The sequence below is a fragment of the Burkholderia sp. KCJ3K979 genome (assembly GCF_016759955.1).
Taxonomy (GTDB): domain Bacteria; phylum Pseudomonadota; class Gammaproteobacteria; order Burkholderiales; family Burkholderiaceae; genus Burkholderia; species Burkholderia orbicola.
Genome location: NZ_JACFYV010000160.1, coordinates 1 through 16441 on the forward strand (window position 1 = coordinate 1; position 16441 = coordinate 16441).

16 protein-coding genes and 3 pseudogenes are annotated in these 16441 nt (G+C 67.2%); 7 read left to right on the forward strand and 12 right to left on the reverse strand.

Features of this window, described 5'->3' with window-relative positions; translation table 11 throughout:
• Window positions 1-252: 252 nt before the first annotated feature.
• Window positions 253-687 (reverse strand): hypothetical protein, encoded by a 435-nt coding sequence (locus H3O04_RS25960; protein ID WP_023474864.1) that lies wholly within the window; start codon window positions 685-687, stop codon window positions 253-255.
• Between the two features lie 326 nt (window positions 688-1013).
• Entirely contained in the window at window positions 1014-2372 is a 1359-nt protein-coding gene (locus H3O04_RS25965) for an NAD(P)/FAD-dependent oxidoreductase (RefSeq protein WP_202588729.1), read from the reverse strand.
• A gap of 100 nt (window positions 2373-2472) precedes the next feature.
• Between H3O04_RS25965 and H3O04_RS25970 the strand changes: the two genes are divergently transcribed.
• Window positions 2473-3426: a LysR family transcriptional regulator gene (locus tag H3O04_RS25970; protein ID WP_006480013.1), complete on the forward strand. Its 954-nt coding sequence runs from the start codon at window positions 2473-2475 to the stop codon at window positions 3424-3426.
• 20 nt (window positions 3427-3446) lie between these two features.
• On the opposite strand, the gene H3O04_RS25975 is transcribed toward H3O04_RS25970, so the two are convergent.
• Window positions 3447-3641, reverse strand: a complete 195-nt coding sequence (locus tag H3O04_RS25975) for a hypothetical protein (protein ID WP_202588730.1) — start codon at window positions 3639-3641, stop codon at window positions 3447-3449.
• Window positions 3642-3833: 192 nt separating this feature from the next.
• Between H3O04_RS25975 and H3O04_RS25980 the strand changes: the two genes are divergently transcribed.
• Both H3O04_RS25980 and H3O04_RS25985 read left to right on the forward strand, forming a co-directional pair.
• Window positions 3834-4751, forward strand: a complete 918-nt coding sequence (locus tag H3O04_RS25980; RefSeq protein ID WP_202588731.1) for an AraC family transcriptional regulator — start codon at window positions 3834-3836, stop codon at window positions 4749-4751.
• 229 nt (window positions 4752-4980) lie between these two features.
• Window positions 4981-5874: an NmrA family NAD(P)-binding protein gene (locus H3O04_RS25985; protein WP_202588732.1), complete on the forward strand. Its 894-nt coding sequence runs from the start codon at window positions 4981-4983 to the stop codon at window positions 5872-5874.
• Between the two features lie 81 nt (window positions 5875-5955).
• On the opposite strand, the pseudogene H3O04_RS36825 reads toward H3O04_RS25985, so the two are convergent.
• Window positions 5956-6120 (reverse strand): annotated as a pseudogene (locus tag H3O04_RS36825) (type VI secretion system protein TssA); the annotation flags it as partial.
• Here H3O04_RS36825 and H3O04_RS25990 point away from each other — a divergent pair.
• The gene (locus H3O04_RS25990) at window positions 6081-6440 is read left to right on the forward strand and encodes an OmpA family protein (protein WP_237666421.1); all 360 of its coding nucleotides are present in this window, start codon (window positions 6081-6083) and stop codon (window positions 6438-6440) included. The pseudogene H3O04_RS36825 and the gene H3O04_RS25990 sit on opposite strands and share 40 nt — an antisense overlap.
• A gap of 72 nt (window positions 6441-6512) precedes the next feature.
• Here H3O04_RS25990 and H3O04_RS25995 read toward each other — a convergent pair whose 3' ends face one another.
• Window positions 6513-7721 carry a benzoate/H(+) symporter BenE family transporter gene (locus H3O04_RS25995; protein ID WP_202588733.1) on the reverse strand — a complete coding sequence of 403 codons (1209 nt, stop codon included), beginning with the start codon at window positions 7719-7721 and terminating at the stop codon, window positions 6513-6515.
• Window positions 7722-7896: 175 nt separating this feature from the next.
• Window positions 7897-8922, reverse strand: a complete 1026-nt coding sequence (locus H3O04_RS26000; RefSeq protein ID WP_202588734.1) for a fatty acid desaturase — start codon at window positions 8920-8922, stop codon at window positions 7897-7899.
• A 243-nt stretch (window positions 8923-9165) separates the two neighbouring features.
• Between H3O04_RS26000 and H3O04_RS26005 the strand changes: the two genes are divergently transcribed.
• Window positions 9166-9993 (forward strand): phosphate/phosphite/phosphonate ABC transporter substrate-binding protein, encoded by an 828-nt coding sequence (locus tag H3O04_RS26005; protein ID WP_202588735.1) that lies wholly within the window; start codon window positions 9166-9168, stop codon window positions 9991-9993.
• A 50-nt stretch (window positions 9994-10043) separates the two neighbouring features.
• On the opposite strand, the gene dbpA is transcribed toward H3O04_RS26005, so the two are convergent.
• The 5 genes and pseudogenes from dbpA to H3O04_RS36695 form a co-directional block, all read right to left on the reverse strand.
• The gene (gene dbpA, locus H3O04_RS26010; protein WP_202588736.1) at window positions 10044-11441 is read right to left on the reverse strand and encodes an ATP-dependent RNA helicase DbpA; all 1398 of its coding nucleotides are present in this window, start codon (window positions 11439-11441) and stop codon (window positions 10044-10046) included.
• A complete protein-coding gene (locus H3O04_RS26015) occupies window positions 11438-11635 on the reverse strand; it encodes a hypothetical protein (RefSeq protein WP_006483193.1) in 198 nt (65 codons plus the stop codon). The genes dbpA and H3O04_RS26015 overlap by 4 nt, the downstream gene beginning before the upstream one ends.
• Before the next feature lie 287 nt (window positions 11636-11922).
• A complete protein-coding gene (mqo, locus tag H3O04_RS26020; protein WP_442862844.1) occupies window positions 11923-13566 on the reverse strand; it encodes a malate dehydrogenase (quinone) in 1644 nt (547 codons plus the stop codon).
• Between the two features lie 537 nt (window positions 13567-14103).
• A complete protein-coding gene (locus tag H3O04_RS26025) occupies window positions 14104-14409 on the reverse strand; it encodes a hypothetical protein (protein ID WP_202588738.1) in 306 nt (101 codons plus the stop codon).
• A 70-nt stretch (window positions 14410-14479) separates the two neighbouring features.
• Window positions 14480-14584, reverse strand: a pseudogene (locus H3O04_RS36695) (Lrp/AsnC family transcriptional regulator); the annotation flags it as partial.
• A 25-nt stretch (window positions 14585-14609) separates the two neighbouring features.
• Here H3O04_RS36695 and H3O04_RS36700 point away from each other — a divergent pair.
• On the forward strand, window positions 14610-14744 hold the full coding sequence (locus H3O04_RS36700; protein ID WP_337249662.1) for a hypothetical protein: 135 nt from the start codon (window positions 14610-14612) through the stop codon (window positions 14742-14744).
• Window positions 14745-14777: 33 nt separating this feature from the next.
• Here H3O04_RS36700 and H3O04_RS26035 read toward each other — a convergent pair whose 3' ends face one another.
• The gene (locus tag H3O04_RS26035) at window positions 14778-15647 is read right to left on the reverse strand and encodes a mechanosensitive ion channel family protein (protein WP_175681888.1); all 870 of its coding nucleotides are present in this window, start codon (window positions 15645-15647) and stop codon (window positions 14778-14780) included.
• A gap of 280 nt (window positions 15648-15927) precedes the next feature.
• Here H3O04_RS26035 and H3O04_RS26040 point away from each other — a divergent pair.
• A pseudogene (locus tag H3O04_RS26040) lies at window positions 15928-16441 on the forward strand (M23 family metallopeptidase); the annotation flags it as partial.

Here is a 16441-nt window from a genome sequence, read left to right on the forward strand (position 1 = left end):
CCCCGCCGCAAGCGGCGAGCAACAGGCAGGCAATCGTGAGGGCGACGGCGGTGCGGGTCGGGCGTGTCATCGTGGCGGGCAACGGACGGGACGACGCGCATGCGCGTCGTCCCGTCTCCGGGGGAATGTGGTCGAGCCCCGAAGTGTTGCAAGCGACTTTGACAGCAGAATGTCAGGATGCGGTCGGACAATCGTCGGATGGCCGCCGAGTCGACGATGATGAACGGGCGCTGCCAGCCCGTGTGCTGGCGTTCAGTGCAGCCCGGCCGATGCGATCGAGCGCACCGTATCTGTGATGTTCACGCAGCGCGACAGGCCGAAATGCTCGGCTTCGCGGCGTTCCGGTTCGCTGCTCGCGATCCCGACCGCGCGCTCCGGCGGCACGCCGAGCGCTTGCAGCGCGACATCGAACGGATGCTGATTCGATCCGGAGTCCTGTTGATCCGAATCCGTGACGACGACCGAGAAGCGGTCGAGGTTCGCGCGGCCGAACTGGCCTTCGAACATGTCGCTGAGCCGAGCGGCCGGCAGCGTCGTGACGAGACCGAGCCGATAGCCTTCTTCCGATGCCCGGTCCAGCCACTGGATGATCGCGTCGCGTTGATGGCGCGATTCGCGCGAATCCGGGGTGGCTTCGATCTGCGCGAATGCTGCGTCGAGACGGGTGACGATGGCTTCGATGACCACGGTGATTCCTTTTCAGAAACGTGATGATCCGTTCGCCGACGGGAATGCCACACACCTTAGCGTCGATCCGGAAAACGCGACAAATTAATATTTTTCGCCGACTCATACGATTCGGCTAATGAATGGGGCGGCAAGCCAGCGCGGGCGCGGGATGCGTGTCGCGCGGCATGTCCCGCATGAATTGCATCGTATCGGTCGCGTTCAACGTGATGCACCAGCGTGGCGCACATTGTGAATGCATCGAGTACATGCATATGGAAAAACGGCATATCGAGCGATGCCTGCCCGATATGCCGCGTTGTGATGCCGTGCGCGAACAGCTGCGATCAATGCAGCTTGATCGACGGCTGATGGCGGCTTTGCAGCCAGTGGCTCAGCGACTGGAACAGCGCGCGCTTCATGCCGATCACGCTGAACAGGTGCTTGCGATACAGGAACTTGTACAGCCCGATCGCCGCCAGCCCGTCGACGATCAGCGAGCGCGAGCGCCCGCCGATGTCCGCCTGATACACGGCGCCCGCATGCCCGAGCGACACGACGGTGCCTGCATCGCGGAACGTGAAGCCGGCCACCGGCTTGCCGGCGACGCGCCGCGCGAATGCGTTGACCAGATACACCGCCTGCTGATGAGCGACCTGCGCGCGCGGCGGCAGGTACTCGCCTGCACCGGCCGACGGGCACGCGGCGCAGTCGCCGAACGCATACACGTGCGGATCGTCGGGCGTCTGCAGCGTGTCGGTCACGATCACCTGGTTCGAGCGGTTCAGCGCGATGTCGCCGATGCTCCGCAGCATCGCGGGGCCCGCGACGCCGGCCGCCCAGATCGTGATGTCGCTCGCGAGCCGTTCGCCCGTCGCGGTCGTCACGGCGTCCGCGCCGACTTCCGCCACGCGCGTATCGGTCAGCACGTCGACGTTCAGCGCACGAAGCTGCGCATGCATCTTGCCGGACAGCCGTTCGTCGAGCGCGGGCAGGATGCGCGGGCCGCCTTCGATCAGCCGGATGTGCACGTCACGCGCGGACACCAGTGCCTTGAAGCGGTACGTCGTCAGTTGCTGAACTGCATGGCGCAGCGCGGCGGCCAGCTCGACACCCGTCGCACCCGCACCGATCACGTTGATGCAGATCGGCGCCGCGCGCCGTGCGGGCTGCTGCTCGGCCAGATGATTCGCCTTCGTGCAGGCAGCCAGGAACTTGCGGCGGAAATCCTCGGCCTGGTCGAGGTTTTCGAGCGGCAGTGCATGACGCTCGGCGCCCGGCACGTTGAAGAAGTTCGTCACGCTGCCGACTGCCAGCACCAGATCGTCATAGTCGAGCGTGCGCTGCGGCAGGATTTCCGTGCCGTCCGCATCCTGCACGGCCGCGATCGTCGCCGTGCGTGCCGCGCGGTCGACCCGCTGCAGCGCGCCCTGCACGAAGCCGAAGCCGTGGCGCTTCGCCTGTGCCGCGTATTCGATCGTGTGGGAGGCCGGATCGCGATGGCCCGATGCGGCTTCGTGCAGCAGCGGCTTCCAGAAGTGCGTCGGATAGCGGTCGACGAGCACGACGTCGGCCTGCCCGCGGCGCCCGACCGTATCGCCGAGGCGCGTCGCGAGCTGCAGGCCGCCGGCGCCGCCGCCGACGATCACGATGCGCGGCAGGCGCGGTGCGCGGTCCGTTGCAAGGGTGGGCGTGGTGTTGTCCATGTTGGGCTCCCGCTGAATGACGATTCGGATGACATTGCTCAAGAACCGACGATATAGTTTCGAACCCACTCGAACAATTTAATGTTTATAAGCGACTCATATGTATTCACTTATAGGAAAGACCGCGACGTTCCGGCAGCTGAAGGCGCTGGACATGATCGCGCGGCTCGGCAGCGTGTCGCGCGCGGCCGAGGAGCTGAACCTGACGCAGCCGGCCGTGTCGCTGCAGGTTCGCCTGCTCGAGGAGGCCGTGGGCGCCGCGTTGCTGCAGCGGGTGGGGCGTGGCGTGCAACTGACCGCGGCCGGCGAGATCGTGGCGCGCTACGCGCGCGAGATCCTGCATCTATGGAGCGAGGCCGGCGACGAAGTGGCCGCGTTGACGGGCGATCTCGGCGGCACGCTGCGGATCGGTGCGATCACGACGGCCGAATATCTGATCCCGCCGCTGCTCGTCAAATTCACCGCGACGCGCCCGCACGTGAAGACCTATTTCAAGGTCGGCAACCGCGACGACATCATCCGCATGCTCGCGACGCATGAAATCGATCTCGCGGTGATGGGCAGCGCGCCGAAGGAGCTGCGCACGCACGCGGTCGAGTTCGCGAAGCATCCGATGGTGTTCGTCGCGGCGCCCGGCCATCCGCTGATGCAGCGCAAGCGCGTCGCGCTAAAGGATCTCGAATCCGCGCACCTGCTCGTGCGCGAACGCGGCGCGGGCACGCGCTCGACCGTCGAGAGCCTGTTCAAGAACGCGGGCCACCGATTTCATGTGGGCTCCGAACTGTCGAGCAACGAGGCGATCAAGCAGATGGCCGAAGCCGGGCTCGGCGTCGCGTTCCTGTCGTTGCACGCGTGTGCACTCGAACTGCGCACGGGGCTGCTCGGGCAACTGCCGTTTCCCGGCAATCCGATCGAGCGCGAATGGTACGTGGTCACGCTCGCCGACCGGCGGATTTCGCAGGTGACGGGGCTGTTCCGCGACTTCCTGATCAAGCAGGGCGCGCCGGTGATCGACGGCGCGACGGTGGCGCCGCACGAGCGGCGGCGCAAGTAGGCGGCGTGTCGACCGGCCGGTCAGACGAGCCCGAAGTCGTCGTTGCTGTCGGGAATCGACGCGAGCAGCCGTTCGAGCCGGTACCAACCGACGATGCGCAGGCCCCACGCGGCGATGGCGGTGCGCGTGTTGCGGGCGTTGGGGCCGGATGAAGGACGGGCGGCGGACGGCGCGCGCGCGATGAACGCCGCGCGCTGCAGGCAGGAATGGGGCATGACGGGCTCCGTAGGTGTCGGATGAGGCGATCGTAAGCGCCGCGGCGCCCGGCGGCGCGCACGCAAGGATCGTCCCGAGCAGAAACGGATGATCTTTTTCTGTTCGATTCAGCGGCGGCCGCGCAGGGCCGGCACGCCGGCCCGAAACGCGTCACAATGCGCGTTCGGCACCTGATCTGGTGGAGACCATCAATGAGCGATCCGATTCTTGCCGCGCCGACGGACAACGGCGTCCCGGTCAGTCTGCGCTCCAGCCGCGGGCTGGGTTGGCGTGGCTTCGGCGCGTCGCTGCTGGAGATTCGCGCGGGTACGTACCGGATTCCGGCGGCCGAGCATCACCGGATCGGCGTGCATATCGGCGCGCCGGTGCGCGCGGATTGCGTGTGCGACGGCGAGCGCGTGTCGCGTATCCAGGCGCACGGCGACGTCGACGTGATTCCGGCCGGCCTGCCCGGCCAATGGACCGACAGCGCCGACTGCCGGATTCTGCACATCGCACTCAGCGACACCTTCGTGCGGCGCACCGTCGAACAGCTCGAACTGAAGCCGTCGCACGCGCGGATCCGCCGGCGGCTGCAGGTGCGCGACCCGCGGCTGCAGCACATCGCGTGGGCGATGGCCGCCGAACTCGAAGCGGAAGACGCATCGGACCCGCTCTACGCGGAGAGCCTGTGCACGGCGCTCGTCGCGCGGCTGGTCGACGGCCAGCCCGTGTTTCGCGAACGCCGGCGCACGCTGGCGCCGAAGGCGGCGGCGCGCGTGATCGACTATGTCGAGGCGAATCTCGACCGGCGCATGACGCTGGCCGAGCTCGCGGCGCTCGTGTCGATCAGCGTGCCGCATTTCAAGGTGCTGTTCCGCGAAACGCTCGGGATGCCCGTGCACCAGTACGTCGTGCGGCGCCGGGTGGAGCGCGCGAAGACGCTGCTGCTCGAAGGCCGGCTCAGCATCAGCCAGATCGCGCTGGAGGCCGGGTTTGCGCATCAGAGCCACATGGCGAACTGGATGAATCGCATGCTCGGGGCGACGCCGACGGAGATAGCGCGGTCAGGCGTGCGGGGTGGGTTGCGGCTGGCGTATGACGGTGAGGATGGCGGGAAAGACGCATAACGCAACAGCGGTACATGGGCGTTGCGTTTGATCCAAGGGCAATTGTCCAACAGGTGGTTGGACGATTGTCGCGTTCGCCTTCTCCGGTTTTGACGCGCTTGTATCGGGGAGCACGCATGGTTGGCGTACTCAGCACGTCATCTTTTCCTGCTCGATTCATCCCTCCGTGCGCGCCTTCTCGGCCGCGCAACCCGACAATCACAGCACCTTCATCCCTCAGGAGCGAACCGTGTTCGTGATCTTCGGAGCATCCGGCAACGTCGGCTTGTCGACCGTGACGACCTTGCGCAACGCAGGCCATTCCGTGCGCGCGGTGCTGCGCGACGCGCGCCATCGTGAACGTTTCATGCAGCTCGGCTGCGATGTTGCGATCGCGGACCTGACGGATGCGAACGCGATCGCCGCGGCGATCGACGGCGCGCAGGCGGTGCAGATACTGTGCCCGGTGCCGGCTGCCGACCCCGATCCGGCCGCGACGATGACGCGGACGATCGATGCAGCGACCGCCGCGCTTGCCGCGAATCCGCCGCCGGCGCTGCTCGCGTTGTCGGATTACGGCGCGGAGCTTGAAGGCAATACGGGTATCACGCGCCTGTTCCATGAATTCGAGGAACGGCTGAAGACGATCCCGACGCGATTGACGCTGCTGCGCTCGGCCGAGCATCTGCAGAACTGGGCGCGCGTGCTGCCGGTCGCGCTCGGTACCGGCGTGCTGCCGAGCTTCCATCATCCGGTCGGCAAGGCGTTTCCGACGGTCTGGGCGCCCGATGTGGGCATCGTCGCGGCGCGGCTGATGCTCGATGCGCCGGAAGGCGGCAGCGGGCCGCGCATCGTCAGTGTCGAAGGGCCGCGGCGGGTGAGCGTGACGGCGATTGCGGAAACGTTGGGCGCGGCGGCAGGTCGCTCGATCGTCGCGCACGAGTTGCCGCGCGATACGTGGAGCGCGACGCTACTGCGCGCTGGGCTCAGCGAGCGTCATGCGCAGCTGATCGTCGACCTGTATGACGTGCACAACGCGGGGCGGATCGATGTGGAAGCCGACGCGTCGGAGCGGGTGTACGGGACGACGACGCTGGAGGAAGCGCTTGCTGCGCTAGTGCGCGCGCATGCGACGCGGGCGTGAGGCGGGACCACCGGCGGTCAGTCGCATACGAGGTTCGCCGGCGAGATGCTGCCTGGTCGCCGTGCGCGTCGACTTCCGAATCTATTCCAGGCCATTCGCCTGATCCCATTGCGAAAGAAGCTCGGCCGGAATCGCGTTGACAACCTCGACATAGCGTTTGCCAACGCACTGTTCAGCCCGCTTCAGCAATATCGGGATAGGGCTGCTTGGTTCGTTCGCTTCGAACCACTGACGCGCCGTACGCATCGGGTGACGTGACGGTCGCGCCGTGGTGGGCTTCCATGATGGCGACGGTTGGTCGGACCATTGCCGCATCGGTACCCGGTGCGTACGTGCAGGTCGTTGGTTACACCGACAACGTACCGGCTGGAGCGATATCCCGGGGCAACAATCAGGCGCTTTCAAAGGCTCGGGCTCGAGAGATCGCGCGGATTTTCGCGGCTGCGGGAGTGCCGATGCAAAACATCTCGGCAACCGGACAGGGGGATGCCGATCCACTTGCCGACAACGGCACGGCGCCGGGCAGGTCACGAAATCGCCGGGTCGAAGTGACCGTATCGAACTGAGCGGCGCGTCGGGACGCCGCCCGATTCGGCGATACAACGGACCTGTCTGTTGCAGCAGGCATGGTGGGCTGCTCAATCCGCCTGACGCCTCCGGACCCAGTTCAACACCACATACGCCGCCGACCCGATCACGATCCCCCAGAACGCCGACCCGAGCCCGAGCCACGTCATCCCCGACGCGGTCGCAAGAAACGTGATCATCGACGCTTCGCGATGGTTCTCGTCCTCGAAGATCCCGTGCACGTTCGCGCTGATCGCGCCGATCAGCGCGAGCCCCGCCAGAATCGCGACGAACGCCTTCGGCAGCGCGAAGAACACCGTGACGATCGTCCCCGCGAATAGCCCGCCGATTAGATAGAACGCACCGTTCGCGAGCCCGGCGACGTAGCGCCGGTCCGGATTCTCGTGCGCGTCCTTGCCGGTGCAGAGCGCCGCGGTGATCGCCGCGACGACGATCGTGATCCCGCCGAAGCAGGCGACGACGAGCGACATCACGCTGGTCGCGGTGATGATCGGGCGCGCCGGCGTGTGATAGCCGGACACGCGCAGGATCGTCATCCCCGGCAGGAACTGGCCGGTGAGGCTGACGACGACGAGCGGCAGCGCCAGGCTGAGCGTCGTGCCGAGCGTCCATTCCGGGGCGATGAAAATCGGCCGCGCGATACTCGGCGACACGTTGCCGAGATGCGTCATCCCGAGCAGCGTCGCGAGCGCAGCACCCGTCAGCAGCACCAGCACGATGCTGTAGCGCGGCAGCAGCTGTTTGAAGACTACGTACGCCGCGATCATCCCGAAGCCGAGCACCGGCTGCGCGGTCGCGGCGGAGAACGCGTGCATGCCGAACGGCAGCAGGATGCCGGCCATCATCCCGCAGGCGATGCCGCGCGGGATGTGGCGCACGAGCCGATCGAAATAGCCGGACACGCCGATCGCCAGGATGATCAGCGCGGCCGTGAGGTACGCGCCGATGGCCTGGTTGAGCGTCAGTTGCGGAAACAGGCCGACGAGCAGCGCGGTGCCGGGCGCCGACCACGCGGTGACGACGGGCACCTTCAGCTTCCAGCTGGCGAACAGGCTCGACACGCCCGCGCCGATCGAGATCGCCCAGACCCACGACGACACCATGTCGTTGGACGCACGCGCGGCCTGCGAAGCCTGGAAGAAGATTGCGAGCGGGCCCGCGTACGAAATCAGGACCGCGAGAAAACCCGCGGTGATCGCTGAAATCGACCAGTCGTTGCCGATCGTTCGGATCGCGCCGGGTGGGGTGTTGGGTTGCATCGTCGTCGGGGAATGCGGCGCGCGGCCGTGCGGCGGAGCCGGGGCGAATGATGGTCGGAAGCCCCGGAGGAGCGGCCATTCTGGGCATTGCCGACGCAATTGGCAATTCGCGGACGACGATCGATGTTGTCGGCTTTTCGTAAGGATCGGTGCCGACACGTGGAAACTTCTGACGTCAGGTGCTGATCTGCAACGCCCTGTCGACCACCGCCACCTTGATCCCGCTGCCCGTCGACAGCGATGCCGTGCCCGCGTCGAACGGGTGCACGGGCGGATCGGTCGGCGTCCACGCATGGCGCGCGAGCAGTTCGCGATATCCGCCGCGGATCACGAAGCCGCCGCATTTCTTCGCATACGCGTCGCGTCGCATCCGGTATGCGCGCGGCAGGTCGTACCACGGCAGCTTCGGCAGGTCGTGATGGACGAGGTGATAGTTGTTGTTCAGGTACAGCAGCCGCATCGCGAAGCCGGCTTCGTTGATCGTGATGCGCGCCTTCGGATGCGGGGCGGCGCGATGCTCGTACAGCGAGCGGATCATCGCGAGCGACAGCGCGGGCCACGTGACGGCCAGCAGGTAGTACCACCACGGCACGCCGATCGCCCATTGGAGCCACGCGAGCAGCGCGGCCACGCATGCGGCATGCGTCGCCCACATCGGCAGATAGCGGAAGTCGCCGCGCCGGAACGCGGCGAACGCATCGCGGAACGTCGCGGCGATGGCGAGCGGCGGCCCGACGACGATGCGTCCGAGGAAAGTCTTGCGCGCGACCGTCAGCGCCCGGCGCCAGCGCGGCAGCCGCGCCCAGCGTTCGCGCGTCACGTAGTTCGTTTCGGGATCGACGCCCGGTACGGTCAGGTCTTCGTCGCGATGATGCTCGAGATGCGTGTCGCGATACAGCGTGTACGGATACCAGACCGTCAGCGGCGGATAGCCGAGCAGCTTGTTCACGAAGGCGGAACGCGTCGGATGGCCGTGCAGCAGTTCATGCTGCAGCGACAGGTGCCACGCGCCGAGCAGGATCAGCGGCGGCGTCGCGGCGCCGAGCGACAGGTGCCCGTCGCGCACGAGCAGCAGCACGGCGAGCCAGCCGCCGTAGATGACGACGACCAGCAGCCAGGTCGGCCACTCGGTGCGGGCAGTGAAGCGGGCGTCGAGCGCGGCGATCGCGCGCGCGTGGTCGACGTCGAAGTATTCGGCCATGGCGTTGAGGCGGATGGATCGGGCAGTGCGGGGAACGAGCGATGGAACCGGGGCGCTCGGCCCGGGTGCGCTGGTGTCTCGCGGATCACGGTCGGCTTGCCCGGCATCGCGCACGGTGGCGGCGCCGGCAGGCCTTCGAACGGTACCGGGGCGGGGCGGCTACGCCAACCAATCGATTCGCATTTGCTTATCGTCTTGCGGCCGATAAGCATCCGGGGCGCCGCCGATGCGTAGAATGCCCGCATGAAACCCTGGATCGCAGTCCTGCCGATGTACAACGTGACGCCGCGCCACGCCGCCCTGTGGCGCGCGCTGCTGCGTGATGCGCTCGATGCGTTCGCGAACGCGGGCGGGCCGGCTGACGTCGTGCTGCCCGACGCGCCGTTCGACGATCTGCACGCACTGTGGCGGCGCGACGACCTGCTGCTGTCGCAGACCTGCGGCTACCCGTACCGGATGCTCGGCTTGCACGACGTCGTGCGATTGATTGCGACCCCGATTTTCGATGCGGAGGGCTGCGACGGGGCGCGCTACAGCAGTGTGCTGGTCGTATCGGCGCGTGTGTATGCGGGCGGCGCGACGACGCTCGCCGCCTGCCGCGGGTTGCGGGCCGCCTTTAACGGCGAGGATTCGCACAGCGGGATGAACGCATTCCGGCACGCGGTCGCGCCGCATGCGCACGACGGACGGTTCTTCGGCTCGGTCACGCCGTTCGGTTCGCACCTGAACGTGCTGCGTGCGCTGGCCTCGGGAGAGGCCGATTGCGCGGCGATCGACTGCGTGACGTTCGCGTATGTGCGCGACGCGCTGCCCGATCTGCTGAAGGACATCCGGATCATCGGCACGACGGCATCCGCGCCGGGCTTGCCGTTCGTCGCATCGCGGGCGGCGCTGGCGGATACGCAGGTCGGCGCGTTGCAGGAGGCGCTCGAGCGCGCGGCTGCCGCCGATGTGGAACGGGCGCGCGTGCTGAGGCTGAAGGGATTCGACCGGCTGTCGCCGGCCGACTACGACACGATTGCGCGGTTCGAGCAGGCCGCCGCGACGCACGGCTATCCCGAACTGAGGTGACGCACGGGGCGGCGCCCGGCGGTGCTGCGACCGCCCGCGCCGCGGCCCGCTTACTCCTCGTCCATCAACCGGACCTTGACCCGCTTGCCCTTGATCTTGCCCGCATTGAGCTTGTGCAGCGCATCACGCGCGACGCCGCGCTCGATCGCGACATAGGTCGAGAACTCGGTCACGTTGATCTTGCCGATCTGCTTGCCGTCGAATCCGGCGTCGCCAGTCAGCGCGCCGAGCACATCGCCCGGGCGGATCTTGTCCTTGCGTCCGCCGAGGATCTGCAGCGTTTCCATCGGCGGCAGCAGCACGCTGTCGTCCGTCGGCTTCAGTTCAGCGAGCGGATGCCATTCGACCTCGCGCTTCTGCGCCTGTTCGATCGCGCCGACACGGCCCATCTCGTCCATGCTCGCGAGGCTCAGCGCCCAGCCGTCCTGATCCGCGCGGCCGGTGCGGCCGATGCGGTGTACGTGCACTTCGGGGTCGGGCGTCACGTCGACGTTGATCACCGCTTCGAGCTGTGCGATGTCGAGCCCGCGCGCGGCGACGTCGGTCGCCACCAGCACCGAGCAGCTGCGGTTCGCGAACTGGATCAGCACCTGGTCGCGCTCGCGCTGGTCGAGCTCGCCGTGCAGCGCCAGCGCGTGGAAGCCTTGCGCGTGCAGCACGTCGAGCAGATCGCGGCATTGCTGCTTGGTGTTGCAGAACGCGATCGTGCTCACCGGCCGGTAGTGGTTCAGCAACTGGCCGACCGCATGCAGCCGCTCGTCCTCGGTCACTTCATAGAAGCGCTGGCGAATCTTGCTGTCGTCGTGGCGTTCCGCGAGCTTGATTTCCTTCGGATTGCGCAGGAACTGCTGGCTCAGCTTCGCGATGCCGTCCGGATAGGTCGCGGAGAACAGCAGCGTCTGACGCGTCGTCGGGCACATCCGCGCGACCTTCGCGATGTCGTCGAAGAAGCCCATGTCGAGCATCCGGTCGGCTTCGTCGAGCACCAGCGTGTTCAGCGCGTCGAGCTTCAGGTTGCCGCGGTCGAGGTGATCCATGATGCGGCCCGGCGTGCCGACGACGATGTGCGCGCCGTGCTCGAGGCTCTGCGCCTGCGGACGCATCGGCGTGCCGCCGCACAGTGTCAGCACCTTCACGTTCTCCTCGGCGCGCGCGAGGCGGCGCACTTCCTGCGCGACCTGGTCGGCGAGCTCGCGGGTCGGGCACAGGATCATCGCCTGCACGTCGAAGCTGCGCGCATCGAGGCGCGCGAGCAGCGCGAGCGAGAACGCGGCGGTCTTGCCGCTGCCCGTCTTCGCCTGCGCGATCAAGTCCTGGCCGGCCAGCGCGACCGGCAGGCTCGCGGCCTGGATCGGCGTCATGTCGACATAGCCGAGCTGTGCGAGGTTCGCGAGCGTGGCGGGCGTCAGCGGCAGCGCGCTGAACGGCGTGGCGGTCGGTTGGGTCAAGACAGGTCTCCGAGGTAGGGGCGGCCTTCCATCTGTTCATAGACGACGTTGCCTTCGTCGTCCTCGAAGCGTTCGAGATAGTTGCGGGCGCCGCACAGCGGGCAGCGGAACAGCAGCCCCTGGCCTTCATCCTTGATGACGACGTCGGACTGTTCCCACTGCGTGCCGCAGCTCTGGTTTCGGCAGGTAAACACGGTCTTTCTCCAGCTGAATTCGGTTGATGGCGCGCCCGGGCGGGCGCGGCCACGGCAGGCGGCGCTCGCGCGGCTCGGGCGCGGGCCGCACCGGCGGTGGCTCGGGTTGTGTCGATGCGGGTGATGGATCGGGCGGCGACGGCGTCGCGCGTGCCGCAATTCTAGCGGAAGCCGGTGCCTCCGCCCGGCGCGCACCAGGAAAAACGGCCGCCCCGGAGGGCGGCCGTGTCGGGCGGCACAACGGTGCCGCATGGGTGCCGCGCGGCTGTTGCGCGGCGTCGGGCGCGTTACAGCGCCATGTCGGCCGACGCCTTCGCCGGGCGGGCCGGCGCGTTGCCGGTCGGCTGCGACGGCGCGCCGAGGTCGATCTTCGGCGGCGGCGACAGCTGCAGCACGTCGCTCGTATAGGTCCATTCCTCGACGACCTTCGCCGGACTGTCGTTCAGCTTGGTGCCGTAGCTCGGCACGATCTGGCGGATCTTCTGCTGCCACTCGGGCGTCGCGACCTTGTCCTTGAACACCTTCTTCATCAGGTTCAGCATGATCGGCGCGGCGGTCGATGCGCCCGGCGACGCGCCGAGCAGGCCCGCGATGCTGCCGTCCTGCGACGCGACGATCTCGGTGCCGAGCTTCAGCACGCCGCCTTTGACCGGGTCGCGCTTGATGATCTGCACGCGCTGGCCGGCCTGCCACAGGCGCCAGTCTTCCTTCTTCGCGTTCGGGAAGTATTCCTTCAGCGCGTTGAAGCGGTCGTCGTCGGTCAGCATCAGCTGGCCGGCGAGGTACTGCACCAGCGGGAATTCGTCGACGCCCACGCGCATCATCGGCGCGACGTTGTGCAGGTTGGTGCTCTTCGCGAGGTCGAAGTACGAGCCGTTCTTCAGGAACTTGGTCGAGAACGTCGCGAACGGCCCGAACAGGATGATCTTCTTGCCGTCGATGATCCGCGTGTCGAGGTGCGGCACCGACATCGGCGGCGAGCCGACCGACGCCTTGCCGTACGCCTTCGCGAGGTGCTGCTTCACGACCTCGGGGTTGTCGGTCACGAGGAACGAGCCGCCGACCGGGAATGCGCCGTAGTCCTTCGCCTCGGGGATGCCCGACGCCTGCAGCAGGTGCAGCGCACCGCCGCCCGCGCCGATGAACACGAACTTCGCGTCGACCGATTGCGGCGGTTCGTCGGAATGCAGCTTGACCCACGACACGTGCCACGTGCCGTCGGCGTTGCGCGTGATTTCGCGCACTTCGCTCGACAGCGACAGCGTGAAGTTCGGCTGCGTCTTCAGGTAGCCGACGAACTGGCGCGTGATCTCGCCGAAGTTCACGTCGGTGCCGATCGGCGTCCACGTCGCGGCCACCTTCTGGTTGCGGTCGCGGCCTTCCATCATCAGCGGCACCCACTGCTTGATCTGGTCGTAGTCTTCCGAATACTGCATCCCGCGGAACAGCGGGCTGGCCTGCAGCGCTTCGTAGCGCTTCTTCAGGAAGCGGACGTTGTCGTCGCCCCACACGAAGCTCATGTGCGGCGTGGAGTTGATGAACGCGTGCGGGTTCTTCAGCACGCCTTGCTTGACCTGCCACGCCCAGAACTGGCGCGAGATCTGGAACGACTCGTTGATCTCGATCGCTTTCGAGATGTCGACCTTGCCGTCCGCCTTCTCCGGCGTGTAGTTCAGCTCGGCGAGCGCGGAGTGGCCGGTGCCGGCGTTGTTCCAGCCGTTCGAGCTTTCCAGCGCGACGCCGTCGAGGCGCTCGACCATCGTCATCGACCAGTCGGGCTGGAGTTCGTGCAGCCAGACGCCGAGCGTCGAGCTCATGATGCCGCCGCCCACCAGCAGGACGTCGACCTTCTTCGTGTCGGCGGCGTGCGCCGGCGATGTCGCGACGCACAGCGCGAGCGCCGACAGTATTACCCGTAACGTTTTGATCACAGCAGATCCCTTTTTCAACTTGGATGCATCGGTTTGCCATGCCGCCCGGCGCGCGGTTCCGTGGCGCCGGAACGCGGGTCCGGAGATTCGGACCGCGAATCCGGAATTCCGGATCGGCGCGGCGCGCCGTTGCATTTGCGCACGCGAAGCGATTCGGAAGGACACCTTCGGATCGGCTTCCCGCGGGCAGGCAAGCGCCTGCGTCGCGAGGGTGCGCCACGCGCCCGGGCCCGGGTGGCAAGCCTGAGCGGACGGCGCTTCAGGCTGCGTTGAAAGAGGCCGCGTGCGACGCGTTTTGCGGGGGCGGGGTGGCAAGGGGCGCGTAATATAACCGAACTCGGACAACGTGTCGCAGGCGGCGAATATCCCTGTTTTCGTGGGGTTTTTTGTGCGTCCGGGTTTCCGGAATGACGGGGCGCGACGCGGGAAAATCGATAGGGATCGGCGGGTCGAATGCGTGCGATGGAGGGGCTATGCACCAGACCGGAACATCATCGGATCGCGGCGTTGCACCGCGACCCGTTCACTCGCATCAGTTCACCTCGCTCCGCCGCTCCGGCAGAACTGCTCATACGCCTGCGCCGAATTCGCGAACCCCCGCGCCTTCGCAAGTTCCCACGGACGCTCGCACTGCTGCGTCCGCTCGCACCACGCGTAACCGGCCGAGCCGATGCAGCCGTGCGCGTCGCGGTCGCCGCCGACCAGCGGCGGGGCCACTGGCGCGGCATTATCGGCCGGTGCCGAAGCAGCAGCCGGCGCGGACGATTGCGCCGCACAGGCGCTCAATGCGAATGCGCAGGCAATCGCGGCGGCAAACGACGCGGTGGGAAAGTAACGTTTCATCGGGTAGCGCTCCATGGGATGACGATCGACGGCGGATGCCCGTGTGTGGGCGCCTGAAAGGCATGAACGGTCACGCGTCCGGCACCGGCACGCGTGACGAGAACTTCACCTCGCGCAACGCGAGGCTCGACTGGATCGACGACACGCCGGCCTGCTTCCTCAGCACGCGCTCGAGGCACCCGGCGAAGGGGCTGGCCGCGATGCCGGTCACAGTCTATCGCGGCGCACTCGGCGAAGCGCGCTTCACGCCGCACGGCAACCTGAAGCACGGCGCGATCTCGGTGTTCACGTACAAGAGCGGCAGGAAGGCGCTGCTCGACATCGTCCGGATGTAACGTCGCAGCCGGGGCGCGGCGCGCTCCGCGGCACTACAAGACCCGCACGCGCGCGTCGCCTGCGCGGCGCTCCGCGTCGTGCACGATGTGCAGCTCCCGCGTGCGGATCGGCAGCGCGCAGTCCGCCTCGGCGAGCGTCTTGCGCACCTGGCGCGCGAGGCGCCAGCGCATCGCCCAGAACTTGTCGGTATGCGTCCACACGCGCATGTTCGCGACGGCCGTGCTGTCGTCGAAACGCATCACCATCACGTCCGGCGCGGGGTCCTGCAGCACGTCGGGATCGGCCACGGCCAGCGCATGCAGCGCAGCGAGCGCGCGATCGATATCGTCGTGCACGGACACTTCCACTTCGAGATCGAGGCGGCGCGTCGGGTTGCGCGTGTAGTTGCGGATCGAGCTGCCCCACAGCGCGCTGTTCGGCACGTACTCGCAGATGCCGTCAGGCTTCGTGAGGCGCGTCATGAAGAGCCCGACTTCGTCGACGGTGCCCGCGACGCCCGTGCCGCCGTCGATGTAGTCGCCGACCTTGAACGGCCGCAACAGCAGAAGCATGATGCCGGCCGCGATGTTCTGCATCGTGCCTTGCAACGCGAGGCCGATGGCCAGGCCGGCCGCGCCGAGCACCGCCACGATGCTCGCGGTTTCGATGCCGAGCTGCGATAGCGCGCCGACGATCGCGACGATGCGGATGCCCCATACCGCGACGTCGCAGAGGATCGGCCGCAGCGTGTCGTCGACGCGCTCCTTGTTCGAGAGCAGCCGGTTCAGCCAGTTGCCGATGCGTTTCGACAGCCACCAGCCGGCGATGAGCAGCGCCAGGCCGGCGGCAAGCTTGAGGGAGAGGGTGGACAATGCGTTCCACAGGAACGTCCAGCGTTCCGGATGAAGATGATCGAGAAACATGACGGGATTCCGGTGTTGAAGACACAGTGCGCGGCGCGTGTCGCGCGCCGGCAGCCCTCGACTGTACACGGCGTGGCGGGTTTCGCGCGAATGCATGGCGTCCCGGCAGCATTGTTTTGGTACGAGTATTAAGCGGCATTATTAACAAATAAGACGAGTCCTATTTAGCCGTTTCGACCAAGCCGATACACTCGCTGTCGAGTAGCCGGATCGCGACGATCGTTCCTCAGCGATGTCCGGTTCTTTCCCGATTTTTCATTGAATAGCGAGTGACGACGTCATGCGGTCAGACCTGCGTTTCCGTGTCGCACGCGAGCAAGGTCGACCCGCGTCACGCGGCGTTCACCGTTTTCCGATGGGTCGTGCGTTCCTGCGCGGCATCGTCGCGGCGGCGTGCGTGGCCGGCGCACAGGGCGCGGCAGCGCAGGCGTTTCACGACGCCGCGCCGGCCGCGCCCGCGACGGCGGAAACCACCGATCTTGGCGACGTGCCTTTCTTCAATTCCGCGCGCACGACGTGGGGCGGCCTGCGTGCATCGTCCGCCGCGCCGCTCGACGTCGCTTATGCGTCGCACGCGTTGAACGTGTCGGCGGGCATCGAACGAGACGATCCGGTGGCGCGCTTCGGCGCCTGCGTCGCGTATCGCGTGCTGTGCAATACCGCGCGCGGTGCGGTCGAACGCGGCTATGCATCGCGGTTCGATTACGGGCTGGCGTCGGCGTTGCCCGCGACGGGCGCGCAGCCGGCGTTCGCGCCAGGTCCGGTCGATCTGGCCGCCGCCGAGCCGTTCACGC

Excerpts from the sequence above, each read along its gene's own strand:
- H3O04_RS25975 (WP_202588730.1), bottom strand. The coding sequence starts at position 3,641 with ATGCCCCATTCCTGCCTGCAGCGCGCGGCGTTCATCGCGCGCGCGCCG.
- H3O04_RS26000 (WP_202588734.1), bottom strand. The coding sequence starts at position 8,922 with ATGGCCGAATACTTCGACGTCGACCACGCGCGCGCGATCGCCGCGCTC.
- H3O04_RS26035 (WP_175681888.1), bottom strand. The coding sequence starts at position 15,647 with ATGTTTCTCGATCATCTTCATCCGGAACGCTGGACGTTCCTGTGGAAC.
- H3O04_RS26005 (WP_202588735.1), top strand. The coding sequence starts at position 9,166 with ATGAAACCCTGGATCGCAGTCCTGCCGATGTACAACGTGACGCCGCGC.
- H3O04_RS26025 (WP_202588738.1), bottom strand. The coding sequence starts at position 14,409 with ATGAAACGTTACTTTCCCACCGCGTCGTTTGCCGCCGCGATTGCCTGC.
- H3O04_RS25995 (WP_202588733.1), bottom strand. The coding sequence starts at position 7,721 with ATGCAACCCAACACCCCACCCGGCGCGATCCGAACGATCGGCAACGAC.
- H3O04_RS25970 (WP_006480013.1), top strand. The coding sequence starts at position 2,473 with ATGTATTCACTTATAGGAAAGACCGCGACGTTCCGGCAGCTGAAGGCG.
- H3O04_RS25965 (WP_202588729.1), bottom strand. The coding sequence starts at position 2,372 with ATGGACAACACCACGCCCACCCTTGCAACGGACCGCGCACCGCGCCTG.
- H3O04_RS25980 (WP_202588731.1), top strand. The coding sequence starts at position 3,834 with ATGAGCGATCCGATTCTTGCCGCGCCGACGGACAACGGCGTCCCGGTC.
- H3O04_RS36700 (WP_337249662.1), top strand. The coding sequence starts at position 14,610 with ATGCCGGTCACAGTCTATCGCGGCGCACTCGGCGAAGCGCGCTTCACG.